Annotated in this window: 21 protein-coding genes; 16 read left to right on the forward strand and 5 right to left on the reverse strand. The window is 73.2% G+C overall.

The window, feature by feature from the left end; genetic code table 11:
- Position 1: 1 nt before the first annotated feature.
- From ACGF13_RS15850 to ACGF13_RS15860, 3 genes are all read left to right on the forward strand, one after another.
- Positions 2 to 1,399: an aldehyde dehydrogenase family protein gene (locus ACGF13_RS15850; RefSeq protein WP_392874505.1), complete on the forward strand. Its 1,398-nt coding sequence runs from the start codon at positions 2 to 4 to the stop codon at positions 1,397 to 1,399.
- 7 nt (positions 1,400 to 1,406) lie between these two features.
- Complete coding sequence (locus ACGF13_RS15855; RefSeq protein WP_392874508.1) at positions 1,407 to 2,207, forward strand: 3-oxoacyl-ACP reductase; 801 nt, start codon at positions 1,407 to 1,409, stop codon at positions 2,205 to 2,207.
- 111 nt (positions 2,208 to 2,318) lie between these two features.
- A complete protein-coding gene (locus ACGF13_RS15860; protein WP_392874511.1) occupies positions 2,319 to 3,470 on the forward strand; it encodes a DUF2510 domain-containing protein in 1,152 nt (383 codons plus the stop codon).
- A gap of 136 nt (positions 3,471 to 3,606) precedes the next feature.
- Here the strand turns inward: ACGF13_RS15860 and ACGF13_RS15865 are convergent, their stop codons facing one another.
- The 3 genes from ACGF13_RS15865 to ACGF13_RS15875 all read right to left on the reverse strand — a co-directional run bounded on the left by ACGF13_RS15865 (position 3,607) and on the right by ACGF13_RS15875 (position 6,466).
- Entirely contained in the window at positions 3,607 to 4,521 is a 915-nt protein-coding gene (locus tag ACGF13_RS15865) for a lytic polysaccharide monooxygenase (protein WP_392874514.1), read from the reverse strand.
- Between the two features lie 242 nt (positions 4,522 to 4,763).
- Positions 4,764 to 5,183, reverse strand: coding sequence for a hypothetical protein (locus ACGF13_RS15870; RefSeq protein ID WP_392874517.1), 420 nt, complete (start codon positions 5,181 to 5,183; stop codon positions 4,764 to 4,766).
- Between the two features lie 59 nt (positions 5,184 to 5,242).
- On the reverse strand, positions 5,243 to 6,466 hold the full coding sequence (locus tag ACGF13_RS15875) for an amino acid deaminase/aldolase (RefSeq protein ID WP_392874520.1): 1,224 nt from the start codon (positions 6,464 to 6,466) through the stop codon (positions 5,243 to 5,245).
- A 91-nt stretch (positions 6,467 to 6,557) separates the two neighbouring features.
- On the opposite strand from ACGF13_RS15875, the gene ACGF13_RS15880 reads away from it, so the two are divergent.
- Positions 6,558 to 7,331 carry an SseB family protein gene (locus ACGF13_RS15880; RefSeq protein WP_392874523.1) on the forward strand — a complete coding sequence of 258 codons (774 nt, stop codon included), beginning with the start codon at positions 6,558 to 6,560 and terminating at the stop codon, positions 7,329 to 7,331.
- A gap of 55 nt (positions 7,332 to 7,386) precedes the next feature.
- On the opposite strand, the gene ACGF13_RS15885 is transcribed toward ACGF13_RS15880, so the two are convergent.
- Positions 7,387 to 7,764 (reverse strand): DUF1844 domain-containing protein, encoded by a 378-nt coding sequence (locus ACGF13_RS15885; protein WP_224281591.1) that lies wholly within the window; start codon positions 7,762 to 7,764, stop codon positions 7,387 to 7,389.
- Positions 7,765 to 8,229: 465 nt separating this feature from the next.
- Here ACGF13_RS15885 and infC point away from each other — a divergent pair, with 465 nt between their 5' ends.
- The 11 genes from infC to ACGF13_RS15940 all read left to right on the forward strand — a co-directional run bounded on the left by infC (position 8,230) and on the right by ACGF13_RS15940 (position 19,214).
- Entirely contained in the window at positions 8,230 to 8,985 is a 756-nt protein-coding gene (gene infC / locus ACGF13_RS15890; protein WP_392875759.1) for a translation initiation factor IF-3, read from the forward strand.
- Positions 8,986 to 9,128: 143 nt separating this feature from the next.
- Complete coding sequence (gene rpmI / locus ACGF13_RS15895; RefSeq protein WP_030055648.1) at positions 9,129 to 9,323, forward strand: 50S ribosomal protein L35; 195 nt, start codon at positions 9,129 to 9,131, stop codon at positions 9,321 to 9,323.
- Between the two features lie 109 nt (positions 9,324 to 9,432).
- Positions 9,433 to 9,828 carry a 50S ribosomal protein L20 gene (gene rplT, locus ACGF13_RS15900; RefSeq protein ID WP_030055649.1) on the forward strand — a complete coding sequence of 132 codons (396 nt, stop codon included), beginning with the start codon at positions 9,433 to 9,435 and terminating at the stop codon, positions 9,826 to 9,828.
- A gap of 98 nt (positions 9,829 to 9,926) precedes the next feature.
- Positions 9,927 to 10,793 (forward strand): TrmH family RNA methyltransferase, encoded by an 867-nt coding sequence (locus ACGF13_RS15905; protein ID WP_392874526.1) that lies wholly within the window; start codon positions 9,927 to 9,929, stop codon positions 10,791 to 10,793.
- A 118-nt stretch (positions 10,794 to 10,911) separates the two neighbouring features.
- A complete protein-coding gene (locus tag ACGF13_RS15910; RefSeq protein ID WP_392874529.1) occupies positions 10,912 to 12,015 on the forward strand; it encodes an ATP-binding protein in 1,104 nt (367 codons plus the stop codon).
- Between the two features lie 126 nt (positions 12,016 to 12,141).
- A complete protein-coding gene (gene pheS, locus ACGF13_RS15915; RefSeq protein ID WP_316520288.1) occupies positions 12,142 to 13,263 on the forward strand; it encodes a phenylalanine--tRNA ligase subunit alpha in 1,122 nt (373 codons plus the stop codon).
- The gene (gene pheT / locus ACGF13_RS15920; protein ID WP_392874533.1) at positions 13,263 to 15,764 is read left to right on the forward strand and encodes a phenylalanine--tRNA ligase subunit beta; all 2,502 of its coding nucleotides are present in this window, start codon (positions 13,263 to 13,265) and stop codon (positions 15,762 to 15,764) included. Before pheS ends, pheT begins: the two co-directional genes overlap by 1 nt.
- Before the next feature lie 134 nt (positions 15,765 to 15,898).
- The gene (locus ACGF13_RS15925) at positions 15,899 to 16,336 is read left to right on the forward strand and encodes a GntR family transcriptional regulator (RefSeq protein ID WP_392874536.1); all 438 of its coding nucleotides are present in this window, start codon (positions 15,899 to 15,901) and stop codon (positions 16,334 to 16,336) included.
- Positions 16,336 to 17,262 (forward strand): ATP-binding cassette domain-containing protein, encoded by a 927-nt coding sequence (locus ACGF13_RS15930; RefSeq protein WP_392874539.1) that lies wholly within the window; start codon positions 16,336 to 16,338, stop codon positions 17,260 to 17,262. The genes ACGF13_RS15925 and ACGF13_RS15930 overlap by 1 nt, the downstream gene beginning before the upstream one ends.
- On the forward strand, positions 17,259 to 18,224 hold the full coding sequence (locus ACGF13_RS15935; protein ID WP_392874542.1) for an ABC transporter permease subunit: 966 nt from the start codon (positions 17,259 to 17,261) through the stop codon (positions 18,222 to 18,224). The genes ACGF13_RS15930 and ACGF13_RS15935 overlap by 4 nt, the downstream gene beginning before the upstream one ends.
- Positions 18,225 to 18,371: 147 nt before the next feature.
- Entirely contained in the window at positions 18,372 to 19,214 is an 843-nt protein-coding gene (locus ACGF13_RS15940; RefSeq protein ID WP_392874544.1) for a chitosanase, read from the forward strand.
- Between the two features lie 74 nt (positions 19,215 to 19,288).
- Here ACGF13_RS15940 and ACGF13_RS15945 read toward each other — a convergent pair whose 3' ends face one another.
- Entirely contained in the window at positions 19,289 to 20,158 is an 870-nt protein-coding gene (locus ACGF13_RS15945; RefSeq protein WP_392874546.1) for a 3-hydroxybutyryl-CoA dehydrogenase, read from the reverse strand.
- Between the two features lie 304 nt (positions 20,159 to 20,462).
- Between ACGF13_RS15945 and ACGF13_RS15950 the strand changes: the two genes are divergently transcribed.
- The gene (locus ACGF13_RS15950) at positions 20,463 to 21,281 is read left to right on the forward strand and encodes an SDR family NAD(P)-dependent oxidoreductase (RefSeq protein ID WP_392874549.1); all 819 of its coding nucleotides are present in this window, start codon (positions 20,463 to 20,465) and stop codon (positions 21,279 to 21,281) included.
- Positions 21,282 to 21,316: the final 35 nt, after the last annotated feature.

Raw genomic sequence — 21,316 nt, forward strand, 5'->3', positions numbered from 1 at the left:
CGTGACCGAGCCGAACGTGAACGTGAACGCGGACGCGGACGCCGGGAGCAGCAGCGTCCGCAATCCCGCCACCGGCGAGGTGCTCGCCACCGTCCCCGACACCACCCCCGGGCAGCTGGACGCGGCCGTCCGGCGCGCGGTGAGGGCCCAGGCCGGCTGGGCCGCGCTGGCCCCCGGCGAACGCGCCCGGCTGCTGCGCCGGTTCGCCGACCAGGTCGAGGTGCACGTCCCCGAACTGGCCGCCCTGGAGGTGGCGGAGGCCGGCCACCTCCTGGCCAACGCCCACTGGGAGGCCGGCAACGTCCGGGACCTCCTGGAGTACGCGGCCGGGGGAGTGGAGCGGCTGACCGGCCGGCAGATCCCCGTCCCCGGCGGCCTGGACGTGACCTTCCACGAGCCGGTGGGCGTGGTCGGGGTGATCGCGCCGTGGAACTTCCCGATGCCGATCGCCGCCTGGGGCTTCGCCCCCGCCCTGGCGGCCGGCAACGCCGTCCTGCTCAAGCCCGCCGAGGCCACCCCGCTGACCGCCCTGCGGCTGGCCGAACTCGCCCTCGCGGCCGGCCTGCCCGAGGGCCTGTTCCAGACCGTCCCCGGCGCGGGCGCCACCACCGGCCGGGCCCTGGTGGACCACCCGGCCGTCCGCAAGATCGTCTTCACCGGCTCGACCGTCGTCGGCAAGGAGGTCGCCGCCCGCTGCGCCGCCCACGCCAAGCGGGTCACCCTGGAACTCGGCGGCAAGAGCCCCAACATCGTCTTCGCCGACGCCGACCTGGCCCGCGCCGCCGACCCGATGTCCTTCGCCGACAACAGCGGCCAGGACTGCTGCGCCCGCAGCCGGATCCTGGTCCAGCGCGAGGTGTACGAGGACTTCCTCGCCCTGCTGCTGCCCGCCGTCGAGACCCTGCGCACCGGCGACCCGGCCGACCCGCAGGCCCAGCTCGGCCCGCTGATCTCGGCCGCCCAGGTCCGCCGGGTGTCCTCCTACGTCACCCCCGACCTGCCGGTGCTGGCCCGCGGAAAGGTCCCGGACGGGCCCGGCTACTGGTACCCGCCGACGGTGGTCGCCCCCGGGGACCCGGAGGTCCCGGCCGTCACCGAGGAGATCTTCGGCCCGGTCGCCGCCGTCCTGCCGTTCACCGACGAGGCCGACGCGCTGCGGCTGGCCAACGCCACCCGCTACGGGCTGTCCGGCTCGATCTGGACCCGGGACGTCGGCCGGGCGCTGCGCCTGGCCCGGGGCGTACGGGCGGGCAACCTGTCGGTCAACTCGCACTCCTCGGTGCGCTTCTGGACGCCCTTCGGCGGCTACGGCGAGTCCGGGGTGGGCCGCGAGCTGGGGCCGGACGCGCTGCGCCACTTCACCGAGACCAAGAACGTCTTCATCCACAGCGAGGAGTGACAGCCCGATGAGCGAGAAGCACGCCGCGCGGGACGAAGCCGTCTGCCGCCGACTGGTCGGCCGCACCGCCGTGGTCACCGGCGCGGGCAGCGGGATCGGCCTGGCCGCCGCCCGCCGGCTCGCCTCGGAGGGGGCGAAGGTGGTCTGCGCCGACCTCGACGAGGACACCGGCCGGGCCGCCGCCAAGGAGGTCGGCGGGCTGTTCGTGCACACCGACGTCACCGACCCGTACATGGTCGAGGCGCTGTTCGACGAGGCGTACGAGACCTACGGCAGCGTGGACGTCGCCTTCAACAACGCGGGCATCTCGCCGCCCGAGGACGACTCGATCCTGACCACCGGACTGGACGCCTGGCGGAAGGTCCAGGAGGTCAACCTGACCTCCGTCTACCTGTGCTGCAAGGCCGCGCTGCCGTACATGCGCCGGCACGGGCGGGGCTCGATCATCAACACCGCCAGCTTCGTGGCCCGGATGGGCGCGGCCACCTCGCAGATCTCCTACACCGCCTCCAAGGGCGGGGTGCTGGCGATGTCCCGCGAGCTGGGCGTGCAGTTCGCCCGGGAGGGCATCCGGGTCAACGCGCTCTCGCCCGGACCGGTGGACACCCCGCTGCTGCGCGAGCTGTTCGCCGCGGACCCGGAGCGGGCCGCCCGCCGGCTGGTGCACATCCCGCTCGGCCGGTTCGCCCGGGCCGAGGAGATCGCCGCCGCGGTGGCGTTCCTGGCCAGCGACGACTCCTCGTTCATCACGGCGAGCGAGTTCCTGGTGGACGGCGGCATCTCCGGGGCGTACGTGACCCCGCTGTAGGCTCGTCCCCGTCGGCGCACCCGGGTTCTCACCGGAATCTCATCGAAAACGGCCGGAATTTCCGGCTGCGCTGATTTCGCGCTTATCCGGCTGCCTTTAGATTTCTCTACCGTGAGCGAGCAGATTCCCGCCGGGTGGTACCCGGACCCGAAGGACACCTCCGGCGACCCGAGGCCGCAGCGGTGGTGGGACGGCAGGGGCTGGACGGCCGACACCCGGCCCGCGCCCTCGGACGCCCCGGCACCGGGCGCCCCGGCGGGCGCTCCGGACTCCCCGCAGGCGGAGCCGACGGCCGCCGCGGCCCCGCAGCCGGGGACGGCCGAGCAGCCCCGGGTGCTGGAGGGCGAGGTGCTGGACAGCGGCCCGACCGTCCGCTACCCGGAGCCGCCGCCCTTCGGCACCGCCTACGGCTCGCCCGCCGGGCCGCCGCGCAAGCCCCGGCGCAAGCCCTCCAAGCTGGTGGTCGCGACCACCCTCGCCGCCCTGCTCGGCCTCGGCGCGGGCTCGGGGATCACCTACCTCGCGACGGACGGCCACCAGGACCGCGACCCACGCAGCGCCCGCCCGGCCCCGCAGGGCGGCAACGGCCCGTGGGGCGGCATCCCGGGCTTCGGCGACCCCGGCGACGGCGGGGGCGGGGACGGCAAGGGCGGCAACGGGGGCGGGGGTGGCAACGGCGGCGGCCGGACCCGCCCGAGCACCGACCAGGCGATCGACGTGGTCAACCGGATCGTCCTGCCGGTCCCGGACGGCTGGCAGGGCGGCACCACCGACAAGGGGTACGCCATGCTCACCGTCGGCTCGTACACCTGCGTGGACGGCCAGGACCAGTGCTCCCTCGGCGGCGCGAACACCGGCCGGATCACCGGCGGCGGCACCGACGTCCAGGCGGCGGCCAAGGCCGACATCGCGTCGGCGGCCAAGGACTCGTACGGCGACGTCACCGGGCACCAGGAGCTCAAGTCCGAGGCCGTGAAGGTCAACGGCCAGGACGGCTACCTGGTCCGCTGGAAGGTGGACGTGCCCAAGGGCAACAGCGGCTACGTGCAGACCGTGGTCTTCCCGTCCGCCGACGGGAAGTCGCTGCTCTCGGTGCACTTCGGCTTCGACATCGCCGACAAGTCGCCGGACGTCGCGGTGATGGACACCATCGTCCAGGGCATCACCACCTACAAGGGCAAGCTCCCGGCCATCCCCGGCCTGCCCGGGACCGGCTCCGGCGGGCCCGGCGCGGGCGCCGGCGCCGGCGGCACCACCACCTGAGCCCCGCGCTCCTCACACCACACGGCGGCGGCCCACCCGGAGGGAAACCGGGTGGGCCGCCGTTCGTCGTCGCGCGGGGTGGTGTCACGGGACCGGGCCGGACGGGGGAGTGGCCGGCCCGGTCCCGCGCCCGGCGTCAGGAGTCGCGTCGAACAGCCTCGACACGACGGCGCCGGAGCACCATGCCGGCCCAGCCGACACCGATCGCGGCGGCGCCGGCGAGCAGCAGCGGACCGGTGGCCGAGGTGCCGCCCACGGCCGCGGAGGCGGTCGGGATCACCCGGCCGGCCGGGGAGTCCGGGTCCCCGCCGTGGCCGTGGTGGGCGACCGTGGACTTGGAGGCGTCGGCCGCGATCTGGGCGTCGCTGGGCGCGGCCGGAGCCTGGGCGGCGAGCGCCGACACGGCGGTGGTGGAGGCGCCGAAGTCGACGTCGGAGCAGGAGTAGAAGGCCTCCGGGCTGTCGCTGCGCTGCCACACCGTGTAGAGGACCTGACGGCCGGTGCGCTGCGGCAGGGTGCCGGAGTAGGTGTAGAAGCCGTTGACGGCGTTGCGGTCGACCTGCACCTGGGCGACCGGGGTCGAGTCGAGGTCCGACCACTTCAGCGGCTTGGTGGGGTCGTAGCTCGGCTTGGTGATGTAGACGGTCTGGGTGCCGACGTGCGGCGCGGTGGTGCGGAACTGGAAGGTGAAGGCGCCGGCCTTCACCGCGGTAGCCGGCCAGTCGGTGCGCGGCCAGTCCAGCGCCGCGTACTTGTCCCGGTTGGCCGAGCAGAGCTTGCCGTCCGGGATCAGCGCCTGGGAGTTGCCGTTGGCGTTGGCGATGTTGACCTCGTTCCAGTCGTACAGCGGCTGGGTGCCGCCGGCGGCGACGAGGTCCTTGCAGACCTGGGACACCGGGTGCTCGGGGCCCTCGGCGTAGCAGGCGGCGACGCGGCTCACGGGGTTGGTCATCGTGCCGTGGGCGCTGGCGGTACCGGCGGTGGCACCGGCCACCGCGACGACCGCGGCGCCGATCACGCCGACGGACAGGGCGGTTCGCTTGATGGACATGGGGTGGGGACTCCTCGACCGTCGTTCCGGGCGTGTGTGGGGGAACGGGCACGCCTGCCCGTTCGGGAGCCGCCGGCCCGGCGCGCGACCCCCGGGCCGAAGCGTAGGATTGGTCTGGACCAGAAGGCAATAGCCGCGCGTGCTGCGCTTGTTGACGGACTGTAGGCCCCCGAGCAGCGCAAAGGCCCGATGGACGGCTGTGGTTAGCCGTTCCATCGGGCCCCGTTAAGGCTCCGGAAAGGTCAGCGCTGCAAGCCGTGGACGCTGCCGGCCTGGATCACGAGGTCGCTGTTGACGGTCGTGCTCCCGCTGATGATGTTGATGATGTACGTCCCGCCGGGCTCCTTGTGGAACTGGCCGGGAAGGAACTCCTGGAGGATCTCGAAGAGCTCCTCGGCCGCCTCCGGGTTCGCCCGGAACAGCGCGCGCAGCCGGTTGCGAACCGCCGCGGCCTGGTCGGCCAGGACCTCCTCGTCGCCGCCCGCCTCCAGCACCTCGGCGCGGATCACCTCCAGCTCCGCGCTCGCCTCCTCGTCCCGCTCGCCGCGCCCGAGCAGCCGGGCGATCCGCGAACTGGCCTGGTTCCAGGCGGCCGTGGCCATCAGCCCGGCCACCGAGGTCGCCCCGGACCTCAGCATCTCCTGCACGAGTTCGGCGTCCATGCTGCTCCCTTGTCGTACCGCAGTGTCGGCACCACGGTAGGGCAAGGGCGGACGAGGCGTCAGAGGAACGTCTTGCCCTCGCCCCGGTACGTCGGCGCGGTCCGTACGATCCGGTCGCCCTCGACCAGGTGCAGCTCGGCGAAGCGTTCGCACAGCTCGCCCGCCTTGGCGTGCCGGAACCAGACCCGGTCGCCGATCAGCAGGTCGTCCGCCGCCGAGCCGAGCAGCGGGGTCTGCACCTCCCCGGCGCCCTCCGCCGGGTCGTAGCGCAGCCCGGCCGGCAGGTACGGCACCGGGGAGCGGTCCGGGCCGGCCGCGCCGGAGGCCGGGTAGCCGCCGCCGAGGACGGTCACCACGCCGAGGCCGGGGCGGCGCACCACCGGCTGGCCGAACAGCGCGGCCGGGCGGCCCCGGAAGGCGCGGTAGTTGTCGAAGAGCTGCGGCTGGTACAGCCCGGAGCCGGCGGCCACCTCGGTGACGGCGCGCTCGGCCACGGTGGACTCCACGCTGCCGGTGCCGCCGCCGTTGACGAACTCCAGGTCGGCCACCCGCCGCAGCCGCCGGACCGCCGCCGCGCGCCGCTCGGCCAGCTCCGTCCTGGCCTTGGCCTGCATCAACCGGATCAGCCCGGAGCGCACCGGCCGCCCGGGCACCCGGTCTCCCACCCCGGCGACGTGCCCCTCGTACGCCATCAGGCCGACCACCCGGAAGCCCCGGCGGCGCTGGACGAGCTCGGCGAAGGCGCCGAGGTCCTCGGGGGTGCGCAGCGGCGAGCGGCGGGCGCCGACCCGGACCCGGCCGCCGAGCAGCTGCAGCGAGGTGTCCAGCTCCAGGCAGACCCGCACCTCGGCGTCGCCGCCGCGGGCCTCGTCGATCAGGTCCAGCTGGGCCGGGTCGTCCAGCACGACGGTGATCTCGCGGGCGGCCTCCGGGTCGGCGGTCAGCTCGGCGAAGCCGGCCCGGTCGGCGGAGGGGTAGGCGAGCAGGACGTCGCTGACGCCGGTGCGGGCCAGCCAGAGCGACTCGTCCAGGGTGAAGCTCATCACCCCGAGGAAGCCGTCCGCGGCCAGCGCCCGGTCCAGCAGGGCCCGGCAGCGGATCGACTTGCTGGCCAGCCGGATCGGCTTGCCGCCGGCCCGGCGGACCAGGTCGGCGGCGTTCGCGTCGAACGCGGCGAGGTCCACGACGGCCACCGGCCCGTCCAGGTGGGCGGTGGCGCGGTCGTACCGGAGGCGGTCGGACACCGGGGCGGGTGCGGTCGCGGGCGCGTCGAGGATCACCATGGGCGCAGGGTGCCACAGCGCGCTACCGGTGGGTAGGGGCCGCGTGCAGGGAAATGGGGCCGTCCGCGCGCGGTGGCATAGGGTCGGGCGGGTGGACCGCAAAGACTTCTCCAACCCGGCGTTCGTCGGCAAGAGCATCCCGAACCCCGGCTTCTCCGACGACGACGGCACCGCCGACCCGGCGCTCGCCGAGGCCCTCGCCCGCTGGTCGCAGGACCGCGCGGCCGAGCCGCAGGTGCTGGCGGCGCTGCCCCCCACCCGGCTGATGGTCCCGATCGTCGCGATCCTCGGCGAGGTCGAGGTGAGCCCGGACGGGCACCGGCACGAGAAGACCAGCGACATGGCCGTCCCGGTGCTGGAGGCCCCGGACGGGCGCCGCGCGTTGCCGGCCTTCACGTCGCTCGAGGCGCTCACCCGCTGGCGCGCCGACGCCCGCCCGGCACCGACGGCGGCCCCGCAGGCCGCGATGGTCGCCTACTCGGAGCGCGCCGACACCCTGCTGATCGACCCGGCCGGGCCGGTGCCGTTTCAGCTGAGCGGCGCCCGGCTGCGGGCGCTCGCGGAGAACCGCCCGTTCCTGCCGCCGGTCCGCGACCCGGAGGTGCGCGAGGCGGTCCGTGCGCTGCTGGCGGCCGAGCCGCAGGTGGTCAGCGGGCTGCTGGCGGCCTCGGAGGGCTCGGACGGGGTGCTCGCGGTGGTGTTCGACCCGGCGCTGGACCAGGCCGGGCTGCAGGCGGCCGCGCAGCGGGTCGGGCAGGCGGTGGCCGCCGACCCGGTGCTGCGGGTGCGGCTGGACCGGGGGCTGGACCTCGCGGTGCTGCCGGCGAGTGCGGAGCTGCCGGGGGAGCCGCTCCACAGGCGTTGAGAACGCCGAAGGGAGTACCTACTGGTCCAGTAGGTACTCCCTTCGAGGTCCGGTCTCAGGAGTAGACCGGCCCGGTGAACTTCTCGCCCGGTCCGGCGCCCGGGGCGTCCGGGACGATGGACGCCTCGCGGAAGGCGAGCTGCAGCGAGCGCAGCCCGTCCCGCAGCGGCGCGGCGTGGAAGTTGCTGATCTCCGGGGCGCCGGCGGTGACGAGCCCGGCGAGCGCGGTGATCAGCTTGCGGGCCTCGTCCAGGTCCTTGTCCTTCTCGCCGCCCTCGGCGAGACCGCACTTGACGGCGGCGGCGCTCATCAGGTGCACCGCGACGGTGGTGATCACCTCGACGGCCGGGACCTCGGCGATGTCGCGGGTGAGGTCGTCGAAGCCGATCGCGTCGTCGTCCGCGCCGGGGGTCTGGGTGGGCTCGCTGCTCAAGGGAGGCTCGTTCCTTCGTGCCGTGTGGGTACACGTGGAGCGTACAAGGGCCCCAGGGGGCGCGGACGAGGCAGTGCGCCGGGGCGGAATAGCGTTCGACCCCCCGACGCTGTAAGCTTCGAGACTGACCGGCCGGGATCCCGTATGGGCACTCGGCCAGCAAGTGGAGGCTCCACCGAGGAGGCCCGAGAGGGCAACCGCGAAAGTCTCCCACCTGATCGGCCTCCGGGTCGACGGGTCCCGGTCCGCGACGGGCGCCCCTGGTGCCGAGTCGCCGCAGCGCCCCTCACCGGGCGCAGCCCCCGGTTGTGTGGAGCCCCGCTTGTACCGAGCGGGGCTTTTTTCGTGTGGCGGTGTACGTACCGGACAGCGCAGCACGAATGAAGCCCCGCCCAGTGGTCGAGTCCACTACGTGCGACCGCCGTCCGACGGCCGCATCGCAGAAGGTGCAACCGAGGAGGCCCCATCAGCACCGAGCCCCGCATCAACGACCGGATTCGCGTCCCCGAGGTGCGACTCGTCGGTCCCAGCGGCGAGCAGGTCGGCATCGTGCCGCTTGCCAAGGCGCTGGAGCTCGCGCAGGAGTACGACCTCGACCTGGTCGAGGTCGCGGCGACCGCCCGGCCGCCGGTGTGCAAGCTCATGGACTACGGCAAGTTCAAGTACGAGTCGGCCATGAAGGCCCGTGAGGCGCGCAAGAACCAGGCGCACACGGTCATCAAGGAGATGAAGCTCCGGCCGAAGATCGACCCGCACGACTATGACACCAAGAAGGGTCACGTCGTCCGGTTCCTCAAGCAGGGCGACAAGGTCAAGATCACGATCATGTTCCGCGGTCGTGAGCAGTCCCGCCCCGAGCTGGGCTTCCGTCTGCTTCAGCGGCTCGCCGACGACGTCCAGGACCTGGGCTTCGTCGAGTCCTCGCCCAAGCAGGACGGCCGTAACATGATCATGGTCCTTGGCCCGCACAAGAAGAAGACCGAGGCGATGGCCGAGGCCCGCGCCCTCGCGGACGCCCGCAAGGCCGAGCGTCAGGGCCGCACCGCCGGCTCCGACGCCCCTGAGGACGCCGAGGTCGAGGACGTCGTGACCGAGGACGTCGTGACCGAGGACGCCGTGACCGAGGACGCCGTGACCGAGGCGCAGGACGCCCCGGCCGAGGCGCCGGCCGTCGAGGCCGACGCTCCGGTCGAGCAGCCGGCCGCCTCCCAGGGCGCCTGAGCCTTCACCGGCCAGGAGGGCCCGGGAGACCGGCCCACAGGGTGACGGGGCGGCCCGCCCGGTCACCGCAGATCCATCCAGTTCACGCCCGCGTGGCAAACGCCGCGCGGGCGTGGACGGGACCGACGAGGAGATACGGCGAAATGCCGAAGCAGAAGACGCACAGTGGCGCCAGCAAGCGCTTCAAGATCAGTGGCTCTGGCAAGGTGCTGCGCGAGCGCGCCGGCCGCCGCCACCTCCTGGAGCACAAGCCCTCGACGCTGACCCGCAAGCTGGCCGGGACCGTCGAGCTGGCCCCCGCTGACGCCAAGAAGATCAAGAAGCTTCTCGGCAAGTGATCGCCCTCCCGCCCGGCGCGAGCCGCGAGCGGGGCAGCTGATCCTTCCCGACCCATTCGAATGACGGACCACGTGAAGTAGTCCGTGGTCCAACCCAAGGAGTAATCAAGTGGCACGCGTCAAGCGGGCAGTCAACGCCCACAAGAAGCGCCGGGTCATCCTGGAGCGCGCCAGCGGCTACCGTGGCCAGCGTTCGCGCCTGTACCGCAAGGCCAAGGAGCAGGTCACCCACTCGCTGGTCTACAACTTCAACGACCGCAAGAAGCGCAAGGGCGACTTCCGTCAGCTGTGGATCCAGCGCATCAACGCTGCGGCCCGTGCCAACGGCATCACCTACAACCGCTTCGTGCAGGGCCTGAAGGCCGCCAGCGTCGAGATCGACCGCAAGATGCTGGCCGACCTGGCCGTCAACGACCCGGGTGCGTTCGCCTCCCTGGTCGAGGTCGCCCAGAAGGCGCTGCCGGCCGACGTGAACGCCCCGAAGGCCGCCGCCGACGCCGCCTGATCTTCCGAGATCGGTTGAGCTCTGACCGGACCCGCAGGCTCGCCTGCGGGTCCGGTCCTGCTTTGCCCCCTCCTTCAGCGCCTCCGGAGAACGAGACCATGCCGAGCACCGACACCCCCCTGCTGACCTCCCTGCGCTCGCCGCGCGTCGTGGCCGCCCGCCGGCTGGCCAAGCGCAACCAGCGCACCAAGGAGCGCCGCTTCCTGGCCGAGGGCCCGCAGGCCGTCCGGGAGGCCATCGCCTTCGGCAGGCTGCCGGGCACCGGTGAGCACGCCGTGGTCGAGGTCTACACGACCGTGGAGGCCGCCGAACGGCACGCCGGCATCGTCGAGGCCGCCCTGGCCGAGGGGCTGCCGGTGCTGACCGCCACCGACGAGGTGATCGCCGGGATCTGCGACACGGTGACCCCGCAGGGCATCGTGGCGCTCTGCCGCTTCATCGACACCCCGTTCGACGAGGTGCTCCGGGCCCGCCCCAAGCTGGTCGCGATCCTCGCCCACGTGCGCGACCCCGGGAACGCCGGCACCGTGCTGCGCACGGCCGACGCGGCCGGCGCGGACGCCGTGGTGCTCACCGACGCCTCGGTGGACCTCTACAACCCGAAGGCCGTCCGGGCCTCCGTGGGCAGCCTGTTCCACCTGCCGGTGGCGGTCGGCGTGCCGGTCGAGGAGGCCGTCGGCAGGCTGCGCGAGGCCGGCGTCCGGGTGCTCGCCGCGGACGGCGCAGGGGAGCGCGACCTGGACCGGGAGCTGGACGAGGGCACCCTGGGCGCGCCCGGCGCATGGGTGTTCGGCAACGAGGCGTGGGGGCTTCCGGAGGAGACCCGCGCGCTCACCGACGAGGTCGTGCGCGTCCCGATCCACGGTCACGCCGAGAGCCTCAACCTGGCCACCGCGGCGGCCGTCTGCCTGTACGCCTCGGCCCGCGCCCAGCGTTCGCCCGGCGGCTGCCGTTCGAACGTCTGACGCACCCCGGGGGCGCGTCCGGATCACCCCCTTGCAAGCCCTACTGCACGGGCTCGGGAGGCGCTAGGGTCTGCCTCTGTGGGGGGAACGGCACGGTGGGTAATCGGGGAGGCAACCCATGGTCGGCAGCGGGCCCGAGCTCGACCCGGACGACCTGCCGGACGGCCTGGTGGTCGCCGACGCGCTGGGCCGGGTGGTCTGCTTCAACCGGGTCGCGGCCCGGCTCACCGGCGTGCTCCCGCAGGCCGCGCTCGGCAGTGAGCTGGAGGACGTCCTCCCGCTGGAGGACCTGGACGGCCGCCGCTGGTGGCAGCTGACCGACCCGTACGGCGGCCTGGCCATCCGCACCCGCCAGCCGGAGCGCAACCTGCTGCTGCCCGGGGGGCGCGAGGTGCTGGTCTCCGCCCGGTACGTGCGCAGCGCGCCGGGCGGGCCGCTGGAGCGCCTGGTGATCGCCCTGCGCGGCACCGAGGCCCGGCGCCGCACCGAGCGCAGCCACGCCGAGCTGATCGCCACCGTGGCGCACGAGCTGCGCTCCCCGCTCACCAGCGTCAAGGGCTTCACGGCGACGCTGCTGGCCAAGTGGGAGCGGTTCACCGACGGGCAGAAGCGGCTGATGCTGGAGACCGTCGACGCCGACGCCGACCGGGTCACCCGGCTGATCGCCGAACTGCTGGACATCTCCCGGATCGACTCCGGCCGGCTGGAGCTGCGCAAGCAGGTGGTCGACCTGGCCGCGGCGGTGCGCCGGCACGTCGAGCGCAAGGTCGCCACCGGCATCCCCGAGGACCGCTTCGACATCCGGATCAGCGAGCCGCTGACCGTCCTGTGGGCCGACCCGGACAAGGTCGACCAGGTGCTCGCCAACCTGCTGGAAAACGCGGTGCGGCACGGTGACGGAACTGTCACCATCGAGGTGGCACCGGCCAAGGAGGTCGTCGAGGCGCCCCTCTGGGAGCGCGACGGCACTCCACCCCGCATCGTGGAGGGCACAGCGGTCACCGTGAGCGACGAAGGCGGCGGGATCCCCGAGGAGTCGGTGCCCCGCGTCTTCACCCGCTTCTGGCGCGGCTCCAAGCGCGGCGGCACCGGCCTGGGCCTCTACATCGTCAAGGGCATCGTGGAAGCCCACGGCGGCTCGATCCGCGTCGACCGCGCCCCGGGCGCCGGCGCCCGGTTCCGATTCATCCTGCCCGCCGGGGTCCCGGACTTCATGCTCTAGGGCTCCGTCGGGGCGGGCTGTGGGGAAGCGGCGCCGAGCGGCGCTACACGCTGCGACTACACTCGACCTTTGGCGTTCACCCCAAGACCTTGAGCACGGACGAGCAGGAGCACGGGAAAGATAGAGATGTCGGCACCCAACAAGTCGTACGACCCGGTCGAGGTCGAGGCCCTCAAGCCCGAGGTGGTGGAGCAGGCGCGGGACGAGGCGATCGCCGCGTTCGCCGCCGCCGGCTCCCTGGACGAGCTGAAGCAGGCCAAGGTCGCCCACACCGGCGACCGCTCCGCGCTCTCGCTCGCGAACCGCGAGATCGGGGCCCTGCCCCCGCACGCCAAGGCGGCCGCCGGAAAGCTGATCGGCCAGGCCCGCGGGGCCGTCAACCAGGCCCTCGCCAAGCGGCAGGCCGAGCTGGAGGCCGAGCGGGACGCCCGCGTGCTGGTCGAGGAGGCGGTGGACGTCACGCTGCCGTACGACCGCGCCCCGCGCGGCGCCCGGCACCCGCTGACCACCATGGCCGAGCGCATCGAGGACACCTTCGTCGCGATGGGCTACCAGGTCGCCGAGGGCCCCGAGGTCGAGGCCGAGTGGCTCAACTTCGACGCCCTCAACCTGGGCCCGGACCACCCGGCCCGCTCGATGCAGGACACCTTCTTCGTCCAGGCTCCGGACGGCTCCGCCGACTCCGGCGTGGTGCTGCGCACCCAGACCTCCCCGGTCCAGGCCCGCACCATGCTCGACCGCGAGCCCCCCATCTACGTGGTCTGCCCGGGCCGGGTCTACCGGACCGACGAGCTGGACGCCACCCACACCCCGGTCTTCCGCCAGGTCGAGGGTCTCGCGGTGGACGAGGGCATCACCTTCGCCGACCTCAAGGGCACCATCGAGGTGCTGGTCGAGAAGCTGATCGGCGGCGGCCTGGAGCTGCGCTGGCGCCCCTCGTACTTCCCGTTCACCGAGCCGAGCGCGGAGATCGACCTCCAGTGCTTCGTGTGCCGCGGCGAGAGCGTCGGCAACCCGGACCGGCCGTGCCGGACCTGCTCCTCCGAGGGCTGGATCGAGCTCGGCGGCTGCGGCGTGGTCAACCCGCGGGTGCTGGTCGCCTGCGGTGTCGACCCCAACCGCTACAGCGGCTTCGCCTTCGGCCTGGGCCTGGAGCGGATCCTGATGAATCGTCACAACGTCGCCGACATGCGCGACATGGTCGAGGGTGACGTCCGCTTCACCCTCCCGTTCGGGATGGAGATCTGATGCGCGTCCCGCTTTCCTGGCTGCGCGAGTACGTCGACCTGCCGGCCGGCGAGACCGGTCGTGACGTCGCGGAGCGCCTGGTCCGGGCCGGCCTGGAGGTCGAGACCGTCGAGCAGATCGGCGCGGACCTCAAGGGCCCGCTGGTGGTCGGCGAGGTGCTCTCCATCGAGGAGCTGTCCGGCTTCAAGAAGCCGATCCGGCACTGCTTCGTGAACGTCGGCGACGCCAACGGCACCGGCGAGCCGCAGGAGATCGTCTGCGGTGCGACGAACTTCGCCGTCGGCGACAAGGTCGTCGTCGTGCTCCCGGGCGCCGTGCTGCCCGGCCCGTTCCCGATCGCCGCCCGCAAGACCTACGGCCAGACCTCGGCCGGCATGATCTGCTCCGCCCGCGAGCTGGGCATGGGCGACGACCACAACGGCATCATCGTGCTCCCGCCGGAGTACGAGGCCGGCACCGACGCCATCGAGCTGCTCCAGCTCGTCGACGAGGTGCTCGACATCGCCGTCACCCCGGACCGCGGCTACTGCCTGTCCATGCGCGGCGTGGCCCGTGAGGCCGCCGCCGCGTACGGGCTGCCGCTGGCCGACCCGGCGCTGCTCGACGTGCCGCCGGCGAACTCCTTCGGCTACCTGGTGAAGGTCAACGACCAGGCCGGCTGTGACCGCTTCGTGGCCCGTACGGTCGTCGGTCTCGACCCGAACGCCAAGTCCCCGATCTGGCTCCAGCGCCGGCTGCAGAAGTCGGGCATCCGCCCGATCTCGCTGACCGTCGACATCACCAACTACGTGATGCTGGAGGTCGGCCAGCCGCTGCACGCCTACGACAAGCAGCGCGTGGACGGCCCGATCGTCGTCCGCCGGGCGGCGCAGGGCGAGGCGCTCACCACCCTCGACGGGGTCGAGCGCAAGCTCTCCGCCGAGGACCTGCTGATCTGCGACAACAGCGGCCCGATCGGCCTGGCCGGTGTGATGGGCGGCGCCTCCACCGAGATCCTCGACCCGGCCGCAGGCCCGGGCACCACCGAGGTGATCATCGAGGCGGCGCACTTCGACGCGGTCGCCATCGCCCGCAGCGCCAAGCGGCACAAGCTGCCCTCCGAGGCGTCCAAGCGCTTCGAGCGCGGCGTCGACCCGGAGGCCGCCCGCGCCGCCGCGCAGCGCGCCGTCGACCTGCTGGTCCTGATCGCCGGCGGCACCGCCGAGGCCGGGGTCACCGACATCGCCGCCCCGCACCCGGTGCGCACCATCACCATCGCCGCCGACCTGCCCGACCGGGTGGCCGGCACCGGGTACGGCCGCGAGACCGTCACCCGGCGCCTGCAGGAGGTCGGCTGCTCGGTCTCCGGCGCCGACATCCTGCAGGTCACCCCGCCGACCTGGCGCCCCGACCTCACCGACCCGTACGACCTCGCCGAGGAGGTCATCCGGCTGGAGGGCTACGACAACGTCCCCGCCCGGATGCCGAACGTCCCCCCGGGCAAGGGCCTGACCGAGGCCCAGCGGGTGCACCGCCGGATCGGCGTGGCGCTGGCCGGGGCCGGCTACGTCGAGGTCAACAACTACCCGTTCCTCGGCGAGACCGCCTTCGAGGCGCTCGGCCTGGAGGCGGACGACCGGCGCCGCCGCACGGTGAAGCTGGTCAACCCGCTGAACGACGAGGAGCCGGCGCTGCGCACCACGCTGCTGCCGGGCCTGCTCGGCGCGCTGCGCCGCAACGTCGGCCGGGGCAACACCGACCTGGCGATCTTCGAGACCGGCACCGTCTTCCTGCCCAAGGACGAGCTGAGCGTGGCCCCGCGCCCGGCGGTCGACCACCGGCCCAGCGCCGAGGAGCTGGCCGCGCTGGACGCCGCGCTGCCGGACCAGCCGCGCCGCATCGCCGTCGCCCTCGCGGGCGAGCGGCTGCCCTCGGGCTGGTGGGGCAAGGGCGCCCAGGCCTCCTGGGCGGACGCCGTCGAGGCGGCCCGCACGGTGGCCCGGGCGGCCGGCATCGAGCTGGCCGTCCGCCAGGGCCAGCTCGCGCCGTGGCACCCGGGCCGCTGCGCCGAGCTGCTGGTGGCGGGCACCGACCGGGTGGTCGGCCACGCCGGTGAGCTGCACCCGCGGGTCGTCAAGGCGCTCGGGCTGCCGGCCCGCACCGCCGCGATGGAGCTCGACATCGACCTGCTCACCGCCGACGGCGCCGAGCGGGTCGGCGGCCCGACCGTCTCCGGCTTCCCGGTGGCGACCCAGGACGTCGCGCTGATCGTCGACACCGCCGTTCCGGCGGCCGAGGTCGAGGCCGCGCTGCGTGCCGGCGCGGGCGAACTGCTGGAGGCCATCCGGCTGTTCGACGTGTTCACCGGCGAGCAGGTCGGCGAGGGCAAGAAGTCGCTGGCGTACGCGCTGCGCTTCCGCGCGGTCGACCGCACCCTGACCGCCGACGAGGCCACCGCCGCCCGTGAGGCGGCCGTCGCCGAGGCCGTCGCCCGCACCGGCGCGGTGCTGCGCGGCGCCTGACGCGGCAGCCGGCGCGTCAGCGCCCGAGGAGGGCCCCGTCCCGGACCACGAGTCCGGGGCGGGGCCCTTTCCGTTTCCCGCCTCCTCCTCCGCGGAGTTGACGGCACCTCAGTCCGTCGTTTATCTCTTTACCTATGGAAGTAGATAAAGACGCCGACCAGCCCTCCCCGATCGAGTTCCGTCTGGACCCGGCCTCCGGTGTCCCGACCTACCTGCAGCTCGTGCAGCAGGTCGAACAGGCGCTGCGGATGGGCTGGTTGACCGAGGGGGACCGGCTGCCCCGGGTGCGCGAGGTGGTGGCCGGCCTCGCGATCAACCCGAACACGGTGCTCAAGGCGTACCGCGAGCTGGAGCACCGCGGCCTCGCGGCCGGCCGCCGGGGCCAGGGCACCTTCGTGCGGGGCCTGCCCGCCGGGGTGGTGCCGCTGCGCGAGCGGACCGCGCTGCGCCGGGGGCTGCTGGACTGGATGTGCTCGGCGCGGACCGCCGGGCTGGACGAGGAGGGGATGGCCGCGGTGTTCGAGGACGCGCTGCGCGACCTGCGCGAGGGCCGGGGCGGGGTGGTGGCCTGATGGCCGTGGACACGGTGATCGACTGCGCCGGGCTCGGCAAGCGCTACCGCCGATCCTGGGCGCTGCGGGACTGCCGGCTCGCCGTCCCCGCCGGGCACGTGGTGGCCCTGGTCGGCCCGAACGGCGCCGGCAAGACCACGATGCTCGGCCTGGCCGCCGGACTGGCCCTGCCGAGCGAGGGCGCGTTGACCGTCCTCGGCGACCAACTGCCCGGCTCGCCGCGCGCGTTGGATCGGATCGGCTTCGTCGCCCAGAACGCCGCGCTCTACCCCGGCCTGCCGGTGCGCGACCTGCTGGCGATGGGCCGACACCTCAACCGCCGCTGGGACGAGGCCCGGGCCCGTACCCACCTGGACGGCCTCGGCATCCCGCTGGACCGCAGGTACGGCCGGCTCTCCGGCGGCCAGCAGGCCCAGGTCTCGCTCGCCCTGGCCCTCGCCAAGCGGCCCGAACTCCTGCTGCTGGACGAGCCGTTGGCGTCCCTCGACCCACTCGCCCGGCACGACTTCATGGCCGTGCTGCTGACCGCGGTGGCCGAGGACGGGATGTCGGTGGTGTTCTCCTCGCACGCCGTCAACGAGCTGGAGCAGAGCTGCGACTACCTGGTGGTGCTCGGCGGCGGCCGGGTCCAGGTGGCGGGGGAGGTGGACGACCTGCTGGCCGGCCACCGGATGCTGACCGGCCCGACCGCGGAGGCCGACACGGTCGCGCGGCGGCTGCCGGTGGTCCGCGACCGCCGGGCCGGCGTTCAGTCCCACCTGCTGGTGCGGACCGGCGGCCCGGACGCTCCGGTCTCCGGCTCCTGGCGCCAACAGCGCATCGGACTGGAGGAGTTGGTGATCTCCTACCTGCGCGAACCGGCCGCCTCCGCGCTCCCCGGCCCGCGCGGGGCCGTCCCGTCGAACGAGAAGGTGCTGCTGCCGTGAGCTCCCTGTCCCTCGCACCGCCCCGCTCCGCCGTCCTGCGGGCGGCCGTGCTGCGCCACCGGCCCGCGCTGCGGACCCTGCTGGGTGTCCTCGCCGGGTTCCTCGTCCTGCTGGGCGTCACCGGGTACTACATCCACGCAGGGCTGGACCGCTCCGGTGCGGCCGGGTGCGACATGGCGCTGCGGACCTGCAACGAGCGGTGGAAGGAGTTCCTGCGCGGGTCCGGCCCCGAGCTGATGGTCGGTGGGAATGTGACGTACTTCCTCGGGGGCGCCCTCGGGGCGTTCGTCGGATCCCCGCTGCTGGCCCGGGAGTTCGAGCACGGCACGGTCCGCTTCGCGTGGACCCAGGGGGCCGGGCGCACCCGCTGGACGGTCGGCGGGCTGGTGGTCGGCGGCAGTGCGCTGGCCGTCGCGACGGCCCTGGTGGCGGCGGCGCTCAGCTGGTGGATCGAACCGATGGCGGTCCACGGGGGGCGGTTCACTCCGTTGGTGTTCACCAGTGCCCCGCCCGCGCTGGTCGGACGGGTACTGCTGGTCTTCGCGCTTTCCGCGCTCGCCGGGGTCGTGCTGCGGCGGACGGTGGTGGCGCTGGGGATCGGGGTGGTGGCCTCGGTGGTGACCACCCTGGTGGCCGAGTCGCTGCGTTTCCACTACCGCGCACCGCTCGAGGACACCCTGCACACGCTCGCCCAGACCTCGCTGGACCACCGCTGGGAGGGTGGCATCTGGGTCACCGACCCGGCGGGGAACCGACTCGACCTCGGCCGGCTCTACGACCTGGGCGGCGACTACTACGGAGCCCAGAAGCTGCTGAGCGAGGGCGGCTATTCGCTGCACGAGTCCTACCAGCCGGACAGCCGCTACTGGACGTTCCAGTTCATCGAGTTCGGCTGGATGACCCTGCTCGCCGTGGCCCTGTGCGCGGCGGCGGTCTGGTGGGTGCGGCGCAGGGCGTTCTGACCCGGCGTCCGGTCGACGGCTGCGACCTGCGGCTTCGAACTTTCCTTGAAGAGGTTCCGTCAAAACCCTTGCGGGAGTGCGGTCGGACGGCTTTCCTACTTCTCGTTAGGAAAGTTTCCTAACCCCCCGAGGAATCGGAGCGTCCCCATGCGCCCTCAGCCCCGTCGTGCCCTCCGCATCGCCCTCGCCGCCGCCCTGGTGGCCGCGCCGCTCACCGTCGCGGCCACCTCGGCGGCCCAGGCCGCCCCGTCGCCGGCCGCCGCCGTCCAGCTCAAGGGGGTCGGGCTGGACGACCCGCACAAGAAGGACATCGCCATGCAGCTGGTGTCCAGCGCGGAGAACTCGTCGCTGGACTGGAAGGCCCAGTACAAGTACATCGAGGACATCAAGGACGGCCGCGGCTACACCGCCGGCATCATCGGCTTCTGCTCCGGCACCGGTGACATGCTGGAGCTGGTCCAGCACTACACCGACCTCAAGCCCGGCAACGTCCTGGCCAAGTACCTGCCGGCCCTGAAGAAGGTCAACGGCACCGAATCGCACGCCGGCCTCGGCTCCGCGTTCGAGAAGGACTGGGCCACCGCCGCCAAGGACACCGTCTTCCAGCAGGCCCAGAACGACGAGCGCGACCGGGTGTACTTCAACCCCGCCGTCAAGCAGGCCAAGAGCGACGGCCTGCGCGCGCTCGGCCAGTTCGCCTACTACGACGCCATCGTCATGCACGGCCCGGGCAACAGCTCGGACAGCTTCGGCGGCATCCGCGCCGCCGCGATGAAGAAGGCCAAGACCCCCGCTCAGGGCGGCGACGAGGCCACCTACCTCAAGGCCTTCCTGGACGCCCGCAAGGTGGTCATGAAGAAGGAGGAGGCACACTCCGACACCAGCCGGGTGGACACCGAGCAGCTGGTCTTCCTCAACGCCAAGAACTTCGACCTCAACCCGCCGCTGAAGTGGAAGGTCTACGGCGACAGCTACGCCATCAACAGCTGACGCCACGCCGAGCACGAGGGCCCGGCGGCCGGTTCACGGCCGCCGGGCCCCGTCGTCCGGGAGCGCCGGGGGTGTCAGGCGCTCGCGGTGTAGTCGTAGAAGCCCCGGCCGGACTTGCGGCCCAGCAGGCCCGCGTCCACCATCCGGGAGAGCAGCGGGGGAGCGGCGTACAGCGGCTCCTTGTACTCGTCGTACATCGACTCGGCGATCGAGACGATGGTGTCCAGGCCGATCAGGTCGCACAGCCGCAGCGGGCCCATCGGGTGGGCGCAGCCGGCCTCCATGCCCTTGTCGATGTCGGAGGCGGTGGCCACGCCCGACTCGAACATCCGCACCGCGGACAGCAGGTACGGCACCAGCAGCGCGTTGACCACGAAGCCGGCCCGGTCACGGGCGCGGATCGGCTCCTTGCCGAGCACCTGGGAGGCGAAGGCCTCCACCCGCTCGGTGGTGGTCGCCGAGGTGGTCAGCGTGGGGATGACCTCGACCAGCTTCTGCACCGGCGCCGGGTTGAAGAAGTGCAGGCCGATCACCTGCTCCGGGCGGGTGGTGGCGGCGGCCAGCTTCACGATCGGGATCGAGGAGGTGTTGGAGGCGAGGATCGCGTCGCGGCGCTCGATCACCCGGTCCAGGGTCTCGAAGATCCCGACCTTGATGTCCTCGCGCTCGGCGACGGCCTCGACCACCAGGTCGCGGTCGGCGAAGTCGGACAGGTCGACGGTGAAGGACAGCCGGGCCAGCGCCTCGTCCCGCTGCTCGGGCGTCAGCTTGCCCCGCTTGACCGCCGTGTCCAGGGAGTTGGTCAGCCGGGTGCGGCCGAACTCCAGCGCCTCACCGCTGGCCTCCGACACCAGGACGTCCAGCCCGGCCCGGGCGAAGACCTCGGCGATGCCCGACCCCATCAGGCCGCAGCCGATCACTCCGACGCGCGCGATGTCACTCACTCAGTTGCCCTTCGACGGTGCTGGGGGTCGCCCAGCTACGGGTGGCCCAGCGAGCTGCTGGACGACGGGCCGGTGAACCGGAATGGGTGCACCGGTCACCGCCCCGACGACGTTACTACTCCGTACCGGCCAGTAGGTCACCCCCTCCCCGGCCGGGTGCCACCGCCGGGAATCCCCCGAACGGGTGAGGCGGGAGCCCCGGTCCCGTGTGCCCGGGGCCGGTTCCGCCGGTCGGCCGACAGAATGCCGCAGACGGGGGCCGGGGCCGAAGCGGACAGGGCCGGGGGCACGAAGGGAGCACAGCGTGTCGACGGGATCGCTCGCAGGACAGGTCGCCCTGATCACCGGCGCCGGCCGGGGCATCGGCCGGGAACTCGCCATCGGCCTGGCCGCCGAGGGGACGTCCGTCGGCCTGGTCGGCCGCACCCACGAGACCCTGACCGACACCCTCAAGGAGTGCGTCAAGCGCGGCTCCCGGGGCGTCGCCGTGACCGCCGACGTCACCCGCCCGGGCTCGGTGCGCGAGGCGGTCCGGGTGATCGAGCGCGACCTCGGGCCGACCACCCTGCTGATCAACAACGCCGGCCTGGTCGACCGCGCCGAGGTGCCGCTCTGGGAGACCGACGCCAACCAGTGGTGGCAGGTGATCGAGACCAACCTGCGCGGTCCCTACAACCTGCTGCGCTGCGTGCTGCCCGGCATGGTCGCCCGCCGGCGCGGCCGGGTGGTCAACCTCAACTCGGGCTTCGCGCTGCGCCCGGACGGCAACTACACGGCGTACGCCACCTCCAAGGGCGCGCTGCTCCAGCTCTCCGACAACATGGCGGACTCGCTCGCCCGCAACGGCATCGTGGTCCTCGACATCAGCCCGGGCGCGGTGGCCACCGACATGACCGCCGGGATGCCGATGTTCCGGGACACCACGGCCTGGGGCTCCATCCCGTACATGGTGGCCGTCATCGTGGACGCCGCCCGCGGCCGCTTCGACGGGCTGCACGGCCGGTTCATCCACGCCGGCCGGGACGACCTGGAGGAGCTGGTCAACCGAGCCGAGGCGATCCGCGTCGCGGACGCCCGCACGCTGCGGCTGCGCCCGTACAAGGACGACGACCCGATGGTCTGACCGGGTGTCCGGGCCGGAGCGTCCGGATGCCCGGG

It is taken from the genome of Kitasatospora sp. NPDC048286 (assembly GCF_043201735.1).
GTDB lineage: Bacteria > Actinomycetota > Actinomycetes > Streptomycetales > Streptomycetaceae > Kitasatospora.

Coding starts and splice junctions, on each gene's coding strand:
- rpmI (WP_030055648.1), top strand. CDS start 9,129: ATGCCGAAGCAGAAGACGCACAGTGGCGCCAGCAAGCGCTTCAAGATC.
- ACGF13_RS15910 (WP_392874529.1), top strand. CDS start 10,912: ATGGTCGGCAGCGGGCCCGAGCTCGACCCGGACGACCTGCCGGACGGC.
- ACGF13_RS15870 (WP_392874517.1), bottom strand. CDS start 5,183: ATGGACGCCGAACTCGTGCAGGAGATGCTGAGGTCCGGGGCGACCTCG.
- pheT (WP_392874533.1), top strand. CDS start 13,263: ATGCGCGTCCCGCTTTCCTGGCTGCGCGAGTACGTCGACCTGCCGGCC.
- ACGF13_RS15875 (WP_392874520.1), bottom strand. CDS start 6,466: ATGGTGATCCTCGACGCGCCCGCGACCGCACCCGCCCCGGTGTCCGAC.
- ACGF13_RS15925 (WP_392874536.1), top strand. CDS start 15,899: ATGGAAGTAGATAAAGACGCCGACCAGCCCTCCCCGATCGAGTTCCGT.
- ACGF13_RS15855 (WP_392874508.1), top strand. CDS start 1,407: ATGAGCGAGAAGCACGCCGCGCGGGACGAAGCCGTCTGCCGCCGACTG.
- ACGF13_RS15905 (WP_392874526.1), top strand. CDS start 9,927: ATGCCGAGCACCGACACCCCCCTGCTGACCTCCCTGCGCTCGCCGCGC.
- pheS (WP_316520288.1), top strand. CDS start 12,142: ATGTCGGCACCCAACAAGTCGTACGACCCGGTCGAGGTCGAGGCCCTC.
- ACGF13_RS15940 (WP_392874544.1), top strand. CDS start 18,372: ATGCGCCCTCAGCCCCGTCGTGCCCTCCGCATCGCCCTCGCCGCCGCC.
- ACGF13_RS15930 (WP_392874539.1), top strand. CDS start 16,336: ATGGCCGTGGACACGGTGATCGACTGCGCCGGGCTCGGCAAGCGCTAC.
- ACGF13_RS15865 (WP_392874514.1), bottom strand. CDS start 4,521: ATGTCCATCAAGCGAACCGCCCTGTCCGTCGGCGTGATCGGCGCCGCG.